Source organism: Neobacillus sp. Fa239, assembly GCF_055395235.1.
Map to the genome: position 1 here is coordinate 1,708,894 of NZ_AP041611.1, position 13,543 is coordinate 1,722,436.

Sequence of the window (13,543 nt, forward strand, 5' to 3'; positions counted from 1 at the left end):
TAAAGAAAAGGAGATTGAGATGATAAAAAATGGATGAAGTTTATCAAAAAATAAAAGAATTGCGAAGACAACACGAATTTACTTTGAAAGATTTAAGTGAAAAGACAGGCTTATCTATCAGTTTTCTGTCCCAAGTAGAGCGTGGAGCTACAACGTTGGCTATTACATCTTTGAAAAAAATTGCTGATGCTTTTCAAGTGCCAATTACAGAATTTTTCGAAAATCAGTCCAATCAAAACTTTTTGGTAAAGGCTGAAAATCATAAACCATTCCAAATTGAGGGATCTAGTGCAGAATACACCCGGCTTGGGGGTAACTTTAACGGAAGAACGATTGAACCGCTTATCGTTACGTTGTCTCCAAATCTAATACAGGACAATCTGTTCAGTCACCCAGGGGAAGAATTCTATTATGTTCTTGAAGGTGCAGTCATTTTTACGATTGATGAAAAAGAGTATCTTCTGAAAACCGGAGATTCTATTCATTTTCCGTCCAATCTGCCTCACTCTTGGCAGAACCCATTGAATCAGATTGCAAAAATTTTGTGTGTTTTAACTCCAGTTATCTTCTAAGAAGGGTCGCTGGATTAATAAACTAACTTGATAAAAAGAAAGGTGGACATTATGCGGATTGCAACAGACATTGGTGGAACTTTTACAGATCTTGTATATTTAGATGAAAATGGCCGAATCGGTACCGCTAAAAGTGATACAACTCCTCCGAATTTCGAGCAAGGAGTACTTGATGTTATCAAAAAGAGTGGGATTTCAGGTGAATCGATTTCCACATTTATTCATGGAACGACCGTTATTATCAATGCCTTAACTGAGCGCAAAGGGGTAAAAACCGGTTTAATTACAACGAAAGGCTTCCGTGATGTGTTAGAGATTGCCCGTGGAAACCGCCCGGATTTATTTAATGTACGCTATGAAAAACCAACTCCATTCATACCTCGCCACCTACGCTTAGAGGTAAGTGAACGTATGAACTATAAAGGCGAAGTGGTCACTGAACTAGCAGTGGACGAAGTGAAGGCAGCGGTTGAACAACTTCGAAACGAAGGGGTAGACGCTATTGCCGTATCTTTCCTTCATGCTTATGCGAATTCAAATCATGAGAAACAAACCGTCGCCATCATTAAAGAGATTTGGCCAGAGGTTGCTGTAACCGCTTCCTCGGATGTAACAAAAGAATGGCGGGAATATGAGCGAAGCAGTACAGCGGTATTGAATTCGTATGTGAAACCTATTGCTGCTTCCTACATTAACAAATTGGAAGGGAAATTAAACGCTATTAATGTAAGTGGCAACAAATATATTATGCAATCAAATTCCGGAACAACAACCTTTGAGCAGTCCAAAGAAACGCCAATTAACATGGTGGAATCAGGACCGGTTGCCGGAATCTTCGGTGCAGCGATTCTTGGAAAAATTATTGGTGAAGAAAACATTATTGCTTTTGATATTGGAGGAACAACAGCTAAGTGTTCCTTAATTGACAATGGGGAAGTCAAGGTAACCACGGAATACAAAATTGAGCATAATGACCGGAATGCTGGCTATCCGATTAAGGTTCCTGTTGTAGATATTGTAGAAATTGGGAATGGTGGCGGATCGATTGCTTGGATCGATGACGCAGGTTCATTAAAAGTAGGCCCGCAGTCAGCTGGCGCTTTACCTGGACCTGTTGCTTACGGCAAAGGTGGAGAAAATCCAACAACGACAGATGCAAATTTGGTCACGGGTCGTCTGTCTGCGAAAAATTTCCAAAATGAAGTGAATATGGAGGCTGTTAAACAAGCCATTCAAGAGAAAGTAGCAAAGCACTTCGATATTTCCGTTGAAGATGCAGCATTAGGAATCATTCGTATCGCAAATTCCAATATGCTAAATGCACTCAAGCTTATTTCAGTAAGAAAAGGATATGATCCGCGCGAATTCTCCCTTGTTGCATTTGGTGGAGGCGGGCCTATGCACGCAATGGCATTGGCAAAAGAGCTTGGGGTCAAAAGGGTCATAATTCCGCTTGCTGCCTCAGTCTTCTCAGCATGGGGAATGTTAATGACGGATCTGCGGCATGATTACATCCAAACTTATATTCGTCGTGTTAATGGGCTAAATATCGATGAGTTAAATGCTGAATGGTCCAGCATAGAGGAGGGTGCTTACAGCCAATATGCTGCTGAAGGGATGGATAAAGAGCAAGTTGCATTCACTCGTTACGCGGATATGAGATATCTTGGCCAAGAACATTCTGTTAAAGTTCCGATTCCAAACGGAGTGCTCGAGGAAGAACAAATGGAGGAAATTGTAAGCATTTTCCATGATATACATGAACAGCATTATACATTTAAGTTAGAAGGCGCACCAACAGAAATCGTAAATCTTCACCTAACAGCTTTTGGATTGGTGGACAAGCCCGAATTGGCCAAGCTCGACAGGGTCGGGGACAATGCAGCAGAGTCATTGAAAGAAGTTCGTTCGGTTCTGTATGAGGAAGTTGGATGGGTTGAAACGGGTGTATATGATCGTGAAGTGCTGAATGCCGGTACGTTCATTCACGGACCTGCAATTGTCGAAGAAGTATCTTCATCCACAGTGGTCTATCCAGGACAAACACTAACCGTTGACCCATACGGGAATCTAATTGTTGAGACGGGGGTATAAGGTAATGGCTACAGCAACAATAAAGGTTGATCAGTTTACACTTGAAATTGTTAAAGATTCTCTCATTGCGATTGGCGAAGAAATGTTTCATACACTTGCAAGGACATCGATGAGTCCGATTATATACGAAGTGCTTGACTTTGCCAGCGGATTGACAGATGCCAAAGGCCAATTGTTAACACAGGGAAACGGAGTCACCGGGTTTATTGGGATGCTGACCTTCATGGTTAAGCAAACTTTAGAGAAATTCGGTAAAGAAGGCGATCTAAAGCCGGGCGATATTATTATCATCAATGATCCTTACGGTGGAGGAGGTTCCCACCTATCTGACGTGGGATTGGTAATGCCGATCTTTTTCAATGGTGAGCTAGTCGCTTTTTCAGCCAATAAAGCACACTGGACGGAAGTTGGAGGAAAGGATCCAGGATCCTGGACGACTGATTCTACAGAAATTTTCCAGGAAGGGCTCCAGTTCCCTTGTGTGAAGTTGTTTGATGAAGGCAAAGTAAATCAGGCCCTTGTGGACATGACTGCCGCAAACGTCCGTTTCCCGGATCTATCTCTCGGGGATATGTGGGCACAAGTTGCCGCTCTTCGTACAGGAGATAAACGTTTCCGCGAATTGTGCGAAAAATACAGCAGGGATATCGTGATGGAATCGATTGATCATTTGCTGAACCATGGAGAACAGCTTGCACGTAAGGAAATCGGCATGCTGCCAAAAGGGACTTATGAAGCCTATGATTTCATTGATGATGATGGAATTGGCAATGGTCCGTTTAATGTTCAAGTCAAGGTAACCATTACTGATGATGAGTTTATTTGTGACTTCCGCGGAAGCCATCCGCAAGTGCTTGGACCGGTAAACTGTTCCTATACAGCTTTAGTCTCTGCAGTGAGAACCATATTCTTAGCTGCAACCAATCCTTCACAGGATGTGAATGATGGAGTGTTCCGTCCACTGCAAATCATTGCGGATAAAAAATCCATTTTCTCAGCAGAACGTCCAGCTGCCGTTTCTACTTACTGGGAAACCATGCTTTACGGGGCGGATCTAGTTTGGAAGGCACTTGCTCCTGTCCTTCCTAATCGATTAAATGCTGGTCACTTACTTTCTGTTTGCGGCGTTGTTCTTTCAGGACTCCATCAAGATACCAGTGAGCCGTTCTTAATTGTTGAACCATCAGTTGGAGGCTGGGGTGCAGGTCAAGGGTTAGATGGAATGGCAGGGCAATTCTGTATTGGGGATGGAGAAACATACAACGTTCCTGTTGAAGTAGCAGAAACTCGATATGGGATTATGGTTGATGAATACAGCTTACGGGCCGACGGCGCTGGAGCTGGGGAATATCGTGGGGGGTCTGGAGTAATCCGTTCCTATCGCGCGATGTCCGATGGTCAAACCTTAACAGCTACCTTTGGACGTCATAAGTACCTGCCTTGGGGATTTGAGGGTGGTCATGATGGATCTCGTAATGAGTTTGTCATTGTGAAAGCGAATGGAGAAGTAGCAGGCCCATTCGGAAAATTTGCACGGTTCCCGCTGCAGAAAGGGGATGTCGCCCGTCTGATCACGGCAACTGGAGGCGGTTACGGCAATCCGCTTAACAGACCACAAGAAAAAGTCGCACTTGATGCGAAGAATGGGTACATCACTTTACAACAGGCGAAGGACATTTATGGAGTGATTCTTGAACCAAATACCTTTGAAGTAGACGGGGTAACGTCTGAGCGAGCTGGGCACATCGAAAGGGGGCAGATGTAATGCTAGTCATTGACAGCAAAGAGGTTCAACCGGCTGATCGTCCCGGTGTTTCCTTAAAAACATTGTTTGAAGAGAGTGTAATTGATAGCGGTAAAGCAACATTTGGAACAGTAGTGGTTCCGCCTAAAGCGAGAATCCCATTAAACGGGACAGGTGTACATGAACAAGATGAATACTCGATCATAGTTAAGGGGTCAATTGTTACTGGAATCGGTGATGAGGTATTCCGAATGTCCGCAGGGGAAGCCAGCTTGATTCCTGCAGGTGAAGCACATTGGAGCTTTAACGACGGGGATGAAGACTGTGAAATTGTCTGGGTTCTAGTAAAGAAATAGAATGATAGTTAAATCCTTGCCTTGCCAAAGGCAAGGATTTCTTCTAGTAAGATAATATTACTTTATATTGTATGTTGAGGGGTCTGACCCTATAGTTTTAAGGACATCCTTTTCATTCCTTTAAAAAGAGGTGGAAGCAAAATGCCAACGGAAACGGTAACAAAGATTGATCCATTTAGTGTAGAAATCATTAAAGATTCCTTGTTAGCTATCGGCGATGAGATGTTCTATGCACTAGCCCGGACGTCGATGAGTCCAATTATTTATGAAGTCCTGGATTATGCCTGCGGGCTTACAGATGCCAAGGGACAATTGATTAGTCAGGGAAACGGTGTAACAAGCTTTATTGGCATGTTAAGCCCAATGGTCCAGCATGTATTAAAGAGGTTCAATAATGGTGAAGATCTGGCACCAGGTGATATTGTTATCATCAATGATCCATATGTAGGGGGCGGATCGCATCTATCAGATGTTGGCCTTGTCATGCCTATCTTTTTTAAGGGTAAATTAGTTGCTTTTTCAGCAAATAAGGGCCATTGGACAGAAGTTGGTGGAAAGGATGCTGGTTCTTTTACCAGTGATGCTACGGAAATTTTTCAGGAAGGACTGCAATTGCCGGGAGTAAAGTTGTTTGATAAAGGAAATGTAAATGAAGCTATTGTGGATATCATAGCTTCCAACGTGCGTTTCCCTGAACTCTCCTTAGGTGATATGTGGGCGCAAGTGGCTGCTTTACGTACAGGGGCAAAACGTTTTGCCGAGTTATGTGAGAAATTTGGGAGTAGCTTGGTCGTTACTGCGATTGACCATTTGTTAGAACAGGGAAGAAAGCTAGCCAAAAATGAACTTTTACAATTGCCAAAGGGAACGTATACGGCGGAGAGTTATATCGAAGACGATGGTTCTCACGGAGGTCCTTTTCCTATTCAAGTCAAGGTAACTATTTCCGAAGAGGAATTTATTTGCGATTTTCGCGGCAGCCACCCGCAAGTGATGGTGCCTTTTAACTGTTCCTATTTTGCACTGCTTGCCGGCGTGCGTGCTATTTATTTGGCGATCCTTAATCCGACTGAAAATGTAAATGAAGGTGTTTTCCAACCTTTAAAGATCATCACCGATGAGGGTTCGATTGTCTCAGCAAAACGACCAGCCCCTGTATCGGTGAATTGGGAAGCACGTTTAGGCGGTGCTGATTTAATCTGGAGAGCGCTTGCACCTGTTTTGCCAGATCGATTGACAGCCGGGCATCTATTATCCGTGTGTTCGGTAGTTGTTACCGGAAATCACCCGGATTTTAATGAACCTTTCTTGATCGTCGAGCCTTCCGTAGGAGGATGGGGAGCAGGAAGAGGCATAGATGGCCAGCGAGGTCAGTTTTGTATTGGTGACGGGGAAACCTATAATGTTCCTGTAGAAGTAGCGGAAGCACGATATGGCGTTCTAGTAGAGGAATATAGCTTGCACTGTGATGGAGCAGGAGCAGGGGAGTGTATCGGTGGATCAGGTGCTATTCGTTCCTACCGTGCATTAAGTGATAATCAGAAATTATCAGTTATCTTCGGGAAACATCAGTTCGCGCCTTGGGGATTGAACGGCGGGGAAGAAGGTTCAATGAACTACGTGCTTGTTAAAAAGCGATCCGGAGAGAAGGAAGGGCCGTTTGGAATTAAATCGAGATACACTCTAAATAAAGGCGATATTGTGCAGCTTGTTACGGGTACCGGTGGCGGGTTCGGTCATCCTTATAATCGCATGCCGGAAAGGGTTGTCAGCGATGTAAAGAATGGCTACATTTCCCTTCTTCAGGCGAAAGAAAAATTTGGAGTGATCCTTGACCCGGAAAACTTTGAGATTTTGGGATTTACTGAAGAACGAAAAAACAAAGATAATCATTAAACAAGGGAGGATTCCTTTATGAAATCGTTACTCTTTCAAAAAAGACTGGATTTACTGCATTCTTATATCAATGAACAAGGTATCGATATTGCTTTGATTACTTCCCCGATTAATATTTATTATTTAACAGGATTTTTCTCCAATCCCCATGAGCGTTTTATGGCATTGCTTGTAGATGGGAGAACAGGAAAGGCTTCGCTGTTTGTTCCGGCACTTGACTTAGAATTGGCCACGGAGAAATCAGCAGTGACTGACTTGATCCCGGTTACTGATACGGATAATCCATATGAAATGCTAAAGAATACTGTAGGAACAAAAATTGTATCTGCAGGTGTAGAGAAAAAGGCTGTTTCGCTTTACCAAATCGAGCAGCTAGCAGCGTGCTTCCCACAGGTGAATTTCAAGGACTTGGAGGGGTTTCTAGGAACACTGCGATTAAAGAAATCCCCAGAAGATATTCAAATCGTTCGCAGAGCCGTCGAAATGATAGAGAAAGTTTTGCAGCATGGCGTTGAAAAATTTAAAGTTGGAATGACAGAATTGGAATTGACCGCTGAATTGGAGTACCAGATGAAAGCTTTAGGCGCTGAACGTCCTGCGTTTTCTACCATTGTGTTATCAGGGGCAAATTCTTCACTTCCTCATGGCACGCCCGGACAGAAAAAAATCGAACCTGGCGGATTTCTTCTATTTGATATGGGTGTTTTTGTAGATGGCTATTGTTCGGATATTACTCGAACCTTCATAGTGGGAGAGGAAACGGAACAACAGAAGCAAATCTATGATACCGTGTTGGAATCGAATCTAAGGGCGATTGAAGCAGTAAAGGTAGGAGAACAAATTGGAGTGGTCGATTGCGCGGCTCGAGATTATATCGAGTCCCAAGGCTATGGCCAATATTTTGTGCACCGCACGGGGCATGGCTTAGGTCTTGAGGTCCATGAAACGCCTTCCATCCATTCCCAAAATGAGATGGTTATGGAACCAGGTTTATTGTTTACTATTGAACCTGGTATCTATCTCCCAGGAGTTGGCGGAGTACGTATCGAAGATGATGTCTATCTCAACGAAGAAGGGAAGCTGGAAATACTAACATCTTATCCCAAGCATTTAATTCGTTTGAGTTAAATGTAAAAAAGAGACCGTAATCTCAAAAGCTGTTAATTTATCATTTTTTATATAAAAAATGCACTCTGCTGATACAGTCAAACAAATTCAATAGGAAGTGAAATCATGGAAGTGATAAAATCAAAAGAATTATTTGATCGCGCCCGCCAATCCGTCCCAGGAGGGGTGCATTCAAATTCCCGCTACAGAAACCCTCATCCGGTCTATTACCAAAAAGCAGGCGGAGCGTATCTCACAGATGTTGACGGAAACCGTTACATTGATTGCATCATGGGCAACGGAGCGATTATTTTGGGACATAATGATCCGGACTTTAATGAAAGAATCAAATATTATCACACTACCGGGATTATCACTGGTGTAGAGACTGAATTAAGTATAAAAGCAGCTGAAAAGTTTCTTTCTCTTGTTCCGACTGCAGAGCAAATCCGCTATACCAATACGGGTACCGAAGCGATTATGCATGCAATGTCCATGGCAAGAATTTATACGAGAAAATCAGATATTGCGATTATTGAGGGAGCGTATAATGGATGGCATGACGCAGTGCAGGTCAGCACATGGCCTGATTTGCAAAAGGCTGGAGAGAAATCAGCACCAAACTCTCTTCCGGGTGCCGCAGGTTTAATTGAATCTGTTGTAAAAAGTACTTTAGTGCTTCCATTCAATGACTTAGAAGTGGCAGAACACCTTTTAACCGAAAATAAACACCGAATTGCAGCCCTAATTATTGAACCAACGATGATTGACATCGGTTATATTCCTGCGAAAAAAGAATATCTCCAGGGACTAAGAAAATTATGTAATCAATTAAATATTGTCCTAGTTTTTGATGAATTATTGACAGGGTTCCGGGATTCTCCTGGAGGAGCTCAAAGTCATTATGGAGTTACACCTGATTTATCCACATTCGGGAAGGCAATCAGCAACGGCTATATGCTAGCGGCAGTTGCCGGAAAAGCATCCATTTTTGAGACGGTTACTCCAGGCATCGGACCAGGATCATTTGTCGGAACCTATAATGGTCATCAACTATCCTTGGCAGCTTCCATGGCCTTTATGGAAATATACGAAGAAAAACAAGTCTTCCAAACACTGCAAAACAGGACTGAAAAATTGATTTTTGAATTTGCCAAATTAGCGGAGAAACACCAAATTAAAGCAAAAATGCAAGGAAGGGGCGGCCATTTTCATTGGTATTTCACCGATGAGGAGGTCGTAGATTACCGCAGTGCTGCAAAAAGTGATAAAGTCCAATATGCAGCTTTTATCCAAACTCTTTCAGCCAATGGGGTTTATTGCTCACCAAACTTCCTGCTTCATCACGCGGTTTCGTTGGCCCATACCGATGAAGTTATTGAAAAATTAATTGCCTATATGGATGAAAGTCTTAGACAAGCGGTTGGAATCACAGCAGGGTTTTAAGGGGAAAGGTTTTTATTTGAAAATAAAAGATATTCGTCAAAAAGTAGCCATTACTCATCTTGAGCAATGGCTTTTATTTTTATATGGAATATTGGATTTACAAGGAGGTTTTTTAAATACCTATAAAACATCTTTGCAAACTGTAATCGTTCAAATGATTTGTAAAAATATAAAATTGCTATTTAAATTTCGGTTTACCAGGCAGTGACAGGCATTTTTTATTTAACTAGTTTCATAATCCACTTTCTGACATTATTTTTACCCAACTTTTACTTTACAGGTTGCTGAAAGATTCTTTTTACCAGGAATTGTAACAGTAATAATCGATTCTCCATTTCCTAAAGCGGTAATTAGGCCCTCCTTGTCTACAGAAACAATTGTGTCTTTGCTTGACGACCAATTGACTTCTTTGGTTACATCTATTTCAATATTTCCAAGTTTTATAGAAGCGTTTAAAGGAAGAGATGTCCCATTTGAGAGCTCCTTTAATGGTGGTACGTTGAGGATGGAAGTGTCTGAATCAGTTAATGTTCCGTTATCATTTTTATCTGCTTTATTTTTTAAAAAGGCCCCACCGCCAAATCCACTTAAAATAGCAACATATACTATTTGAATGGTTTCGGCTTTGCCCAAAGCAAATGCACCAACAAGGCCAGCAACCGCTCCTAGGAAAATATCAGAAAAAAAACCCAATGAAACCAGGTGTCCTGTTCATCGTTACCTTTCTTTGGATAAATTAGCTTATTATCGTGGTAAAACATAGCATGTGCAAGACCCCCAACACTTCCTGATAATAGGATTAATGGGATTGTAATGAGATCGGTTCTCGATTTATAATAGAATGCTGTGTAAATCAGTAAACCGATTAATATAATGGTTCCTATTTGCCATACCCATATTACATTCTTTTTTTGAGACGATGAATTCATCAACACACCTCCATTGACTGTCTACATTATATATATAGGTCTAAAAACTTAAATATGTTTGAGTTTTAGTATTTTTAGTATATAAACGCTACATTTGAACTATAGTTCTTCACTGGAAGGACATCAAAGATAAATAATCAGAGCCCTAATTTCCATTGTGGATTTTTATCATATTAAACAACAAAATACCAAAAAGAAACCAATTTCATGGTTTTATATGGTAAGTTAGAATTAGATACTATAGATTTTTACATACTAATAAAAGTAAATGGAGGGAAACTTTTTGGATAGAATGCGGCAAAAAATATTTGAATTCCGTGATGAACGAGGTTGGAAAGCTTATCATAATGAAAAGGATTTAGCTATTTCGATTTCACTGGAAGCGAATGAACTATTAGAGAATTTTCAATGGAAAAGTAGTGAAGAAGCTATAAAGGAATCTGAACAGAATATCAAGGAGGAAATGGCTGATATTTTAATCTATCTTATCCAGTTAGCGGACAAAATGAATATCGACCTCGAGGATGAAGTATTAAAAAAGATGAAGAAAAATGAAATAAAGTATCCTGTTCAGGCAAAGTGAGGAATTGTGCCTAATGATCATTTACAATGAAACGTCTTCTAGATTTTTGAATCACATCTATGAGAAAAAAATTGGCTATGTCCTAAAGGAAAATGTTTTTTCTAAAATGAACAAGGTGGTTTCTGACAGTGAATTGAGATCATGGGAAAATTCCTTACCTCAAATGGCACGAGTTTTGAGAGATATAGAAATTTCTATTGCACCCGTGGTGCAAAAGGACATCGTGATGTGGTAGGAGCAGTAAACATATTAGATAAATCATTAAATAGAGGATTGACAAAAGATAGACCCATTCCTCAATTCAAGGATACAAAGTATCGTCGAGTGAACCTTGTGTTCCTATTTCGAAGAGTAATAAGTACAAGCTAGCAGTGGCGTAGTGCCTATGATTGGGCTGCGTTATGAGGTTTTTACCACATATCGTAATGAACTTGAGAAGTCGTAAGACCTGGATTCCCCGGATGAAGGGCAGCTTTGATGAAGGTTTAAAAGAGAATCCCCTGCATTTATGCATGGGGAGAAGTCAAGTTCATTGTTCCATTAACATTCGTATTGACATTAGGCGGTATGGCAATTGGAATGATCGTAAAATCTAAGTAAGCTGAAAATGACAAAAATCATTAATCCCAAAATAAGATCTTCGAGCAGAGTTGCAGAAAAGGCAGCTCTGTTTTTCTTTTAAATAGGAAAATTATCAAGTATTTTCATAGTACTTAATAACTAGTAGAGAGCTAATTACATTGACAAATAGGATGTTTTGTAAATTGAAATATTTTTATCTTTTGATAACTGAAGGTTTACAATCTAGAAAAATAATCTTACCATAAATATAGAATATTCAGAATAGGGTGAATAACAGAATAATTTATCTTACTTAATTTTATATTTTGGGGAGATACGATGATAGCTCTATATAAAATGAATGAAGTATACGAAGATCAAATAAAAGAATTCTTATTTGATTTGGGATATCAAACTGCCAGCTTTTATTCGATTAATTCGATATTAGATCAAATCATGAATCCAATGGTTATTCTTACACCTGTTATCTATAAGAAAGAATTGGAGGATGTTTCTTTTCCAATTGTTCCAATTTCAATTAATGTAGGGGATATAAAAAAGTCAATAAAAGAGTTAGTGGAATTACATGAAAACCAGGACTATACATATGTCGCCTCAAACGACGAAATCAAGTGGCTGAAAAAAGAATATGTAAATCATCTTGAAAATAAAGATATTCAAATCTCCTTTTTATTAGACAAACAATCTTCTGTACTTAATTCGAAACACATTATTCTGGCCCCAGTATGGATGAAGGGAATAATTTCTGTCCCAAGGATTAAACATTTGCATTATATTAAGCCAGCATTTACTTCGGTCATTCCGTTATTACAGACAGCAGGTTCATTAGTGAATTTAATGGAAGAAATTTTAAAAGAAAGATATCAGGTAGATGCAATCGTTAATTCCACACATGATGGAGTGGTTACAGTTGATAAATCCGGAAAGATTATCTTGGTTAATAAGCATGCGAAAACGATTCTTGGTCTTGAAGGGGATACGAAGGGGCGGAATATCACTGAGTTTATTCCCCAATCTGACATGATTCGGGTTTTGCAAACTGGAAAGATTGAAAGGGATGATATTGCCCTTGTTGGGGGCCGCCAAATTGTCATTAACCGCTCCCCTGTAATTGTTAAAGGGAAAATTGTCGGAGCTGTATCAAATTTTAAAGAAATTACTAATATCCAAAAGATGGAATTGCAACTTCGCAAAAAGCTCCATCAAAATGGCTTGGAAGCAAAATATCGATTAAGTAATATTATCGGAGAAACACCTGGAATATTGGAGGCAAAAGAATTGGCGCAAAGATTTGCCGGAGCGGGATCGACAGTTCTCATCACAGGTGAGTCTGGAACTGGTAAGGAATTATTTGCCCAAGGAATTCATACGGCGAGCGACCGCGCAATTGGTCCATTTGTAGCTGTGAATTGCGCAGTGTTTCCAGAAAATCTATTGGAAAGTGAAATATTTGGTTACGAGAAAGGGACATTCACAGGCGGTCTTAAGGAGGGAAAGCCGGGACTTTTTGAACTTGCCCATGGTGGCACACTATTTCTGGATGAGATTGGGGAAGTGCCTTTACGAATACAGGCCCTTCTATTAAGAGTCCTTCAGGAAAAAAACATACGCCGTGTTGGCGGGGAGAGAATCATACCGGTTGATGTGAGAATTGTTACCGCAACTAATCGAAATTTAGAAGAAGAGGTTGAAAAGAAACAATTCCGATCGGACCTATATTATCGTTTAAATGTTCTTACGTTGGAATTACCCCCTCTTCGGGAACGTTTAGCGGATATTCCCAAACTAGTAAATTCTTTTTTGATTGAGTTTAATGATAAAAGGAAAAATAAAATAAAAACTGTTGATAAAGAATTGATTGCTTTATTTCAGCAATACGATTGGCCGGGGAATATTCGTGAATTGAGGAATACCATTGAACGGATGGTAGTTTTAGAGGAAGGTAACAGTCTAGGGCTTCATGGGGCAAAATTTCTTTTGGAAAAATTAAGAAGAAGGAACATTTTTGGGGATGTTTCAAATATACAAAGTATCAAAAATAAAGAAAAAGAAATGATTCTAACCACATTGGAAAAATTCGCTTTTAATAAGAAGCTAACCGCTCAGTCTCTTGGTATCGACCGTTCAACTCTTTGGAGAAAAATGAAAGATTATAATTTATGACGTTGTAAAAAACAACACCATGTTGCAGCTTGAAACCGCATGATGTCGAACAGGGAAATCGATCCCTGTTT

General features: G+C 40.3%; 10 protein-coding genes. 9 read left to right on the plus strand and 1 reads right to left on the minus strand.

Annotated elements, in window-relative coordinates:
- The first annotated feature begins 29 nt into the window (after positions 1–29).
- The 7 genes from ACZ5XR_RS08105 to ACZ5XR_RS08135 all read left to right on the plus strand — a co-directional run bounded on the left by ACZ5XR_RS08105 (position 30) and on the right by ACZ5XR_RS08135 (position 9,215).
- Positions 30–572 (plus strand): helix-turn-helix domain-containing protein, encoded by a 543-nt coding sequence (locus tag ACZ5XR_RS08105; RefSeq protein ID WP_464501153.1) that lies wholly within the window; start codon positions 30–32, stop codon positions 570–572.
- A gap of 51 nt (positions 573–623) precedes the next feature.
- On the plus strand, positions 624–2,666 hold the full coding sequence (locus ACZ5XR_RS08110; protein WP_464501154.1) for a hydantoinase/oxoprolinase family protein: 2,043 nt from the start codon (positions 624–626) through the stop codon (positions 2,664–2,666).
- Between the two features lie 4 nt (positions 2,667–2,670).
- Positions 2,671–4,431: a hydantoinase B/oxoprolinase family protein gene (locus ACZ5XR_RS08115; RefSeq protein ID WP_464501155.1), complete on the plus strand. Its 1,761-nt coding sequence runs from the start codon at positions 2,671–2,673 to the stop codon at positions 4,429–4,431.
- Positions 4,431–4,766, plus strand: a complete 336-nt coding sequence (locus ACZ5XR_RS08120; RefSeq protein ID WP_464501156.1) for a cupin domain-containing protein — start codon at positions 4,431–4,433, stop codon at positions 4,764–4,766. The genes ACZ5XR_RS08115 and ACZ5XR_RS08120 overlap by 1 nt, the downstream gene beginning before the upstream one ends.
- 141 nt (positions 4,767–4,907) lie before the next feature.
- Positions 4,908–6,662, plus strand: a complete 1,755-nt coding sequence (locus ACZ5XR_RS08125; RefSeq protein ID WP_464501157.1) for a hydantoinase B/oxoprolinase family protein — start codon at positions 4,908–4,910, stop codon at positions 6,660–6,662.
- Positions 6,663–6,680: 18 nt separating this feature from the next.
- The gene (locus ACZ5XR_RS08130) at positions 6,681–7,790 is read left to right on the plus strand and encodes a M24 family metallopeptidase (RefSeq protein ID WP_464501158.1); all 1,110 of its coding nucleotides are present in this window, start codon (positions 6,681–6,683) and stop codon (positions 7,788–7,790) included.
- A 105-nt stretch (positions 7,791–7,895) separates the two neighbouring features.
- Positions 7,896–9,215 (plus strand): aspartate aminotransferase family protein, encoded by a 1,320-nt coding sequence (locus ACZ5XR_RS08135; protein ID WP_464501159.1) that lies wholly within the window; start codon positions 7,896–7,898, stop codon positions 9,213–9,215.
- Between the two features lie 258 nt (positions 9,216–9,473).
- Here the strand turns inward: ACZ5XR_RS08135 and ACZ5XR_RS08140 are convergent, their stop codons facing one another.
- Positions 9,474–9,908: an Ig-like domain-containing protein gene (locus ACZ5XR_RS08140; RefSeq protein WP_464501160.1), complete on the minus strand. Its 435-nt coding sequence runs from the start codon at positions 9,906–9,908 to the stop codon at positions 9,474–9,476.
- 528 nt (positions 9,909–10,436) lie between these two features.
- On the opposite strand from ACZ5XR_RS08140, the gene ACZ5XR_RS08145 reads away from it, so the two are divergent.
- Together ACZ5XR_RS08145 and ACZ5XR_RS08150 are read left to right on the plus strand one after the other, a co-directional pair.
- Complete coding sequence (locus ACZ5XR_RS08145; protein WP_464502260.1) at positions 10,437–10,727, plus strand: nucleotide pyrophosphohydrolase; 291 nt, start codon at positions 10,437–10,439, stop codon at positions 10,725–10,727.
- 900 nt (positions 10,728–11,627) lie between these two features.
- The gene (locus tag ACZ5XR_RS08150) at positions 11,628–13,472 is read left to right on the plus strand and encodes a sigma-54 interaction domain-containing protein (RefSeq protein WP_464501161.1); all 1,845 of its coding nucleotides are present in this window, start codon (positions 11,628–11,630) and stop codon (positions 13,470–13,472) included.
- The last annotated feature ends 71 nt before the right edge of the window (positions 13,473–13,543 follow it).

What these genes read in the sequence shown, in the direction of transcription:
- ACZ5XR_RS08105 (WP_464501153.1), top strand. Translation starts at nt 30, where the DNA reads ATGGATGAAGTTTATCAAAAAATAAAAGAATTGCGAAGACAACACGAA.
- ACZ5XR_RS08110 (WP_464501154.1), top strand. Translation starts at nt 624, where the DNA reads ATGCGGATTGCAACAGACATTGGTGGAACTTTTACAGATCTTGTATAT.
- ACZ5XR_RS08115 (WP_464501155.1), top strand. Translation starts at nt 2,671, where the DNA reads ATGGCTACAGCAACAATAAAGGTTGATCAGTTTACACTTGAAATTGTT.
- ACZ5XR_RS08120 (WP_464501156.1), top strand. Translation starts at nt 4,431, where the DNA reads ATGCTAGTCATTGACAGCAAAGAGGTTCAACCGGCTGATCGTCCCGGT.
- ACZ5XR_RS08125 (WP_464501157.1), top strand. Translation starts at nt 4,908, where the DNA reads ATGCCAACGGAAACGGTAACAAAGATTGATCCATTTAGTGTAGAAATC.
- ACZ5XR_RS08130 (WP_464501158.1), top strand. Translation starts at nt 6,681, where the DNA reads ATGAAATCGTTACTCTTTCAAAAAAGACTGGATTTACTGCATTCTTAT.
- ACZ5XR_RS08135 (WP_464501159.1), top strand. Translation starts at nt 7,896, where the DNA reads ATGGAAGTGATAAAATCAAAAGAATTATTTGATCGCGCCCGCCAATCC.
- ACZ5XR_RS08145 (WP_464502260.1), top strand. Translation starts at nt 10,437, where the DNA reads ATGCGGCAAAAAATATTTGAATTCCGTGATGAACGAGGTTGGAAAGCT.
- ACZ5XR_RS08150 (WP_464501161.1), top strand. Translation starts at nt 11,628, where the DNA reads ATGATAGCTCTATATAAAATGAATGAAGTATACGAAGATCAAATAAAA.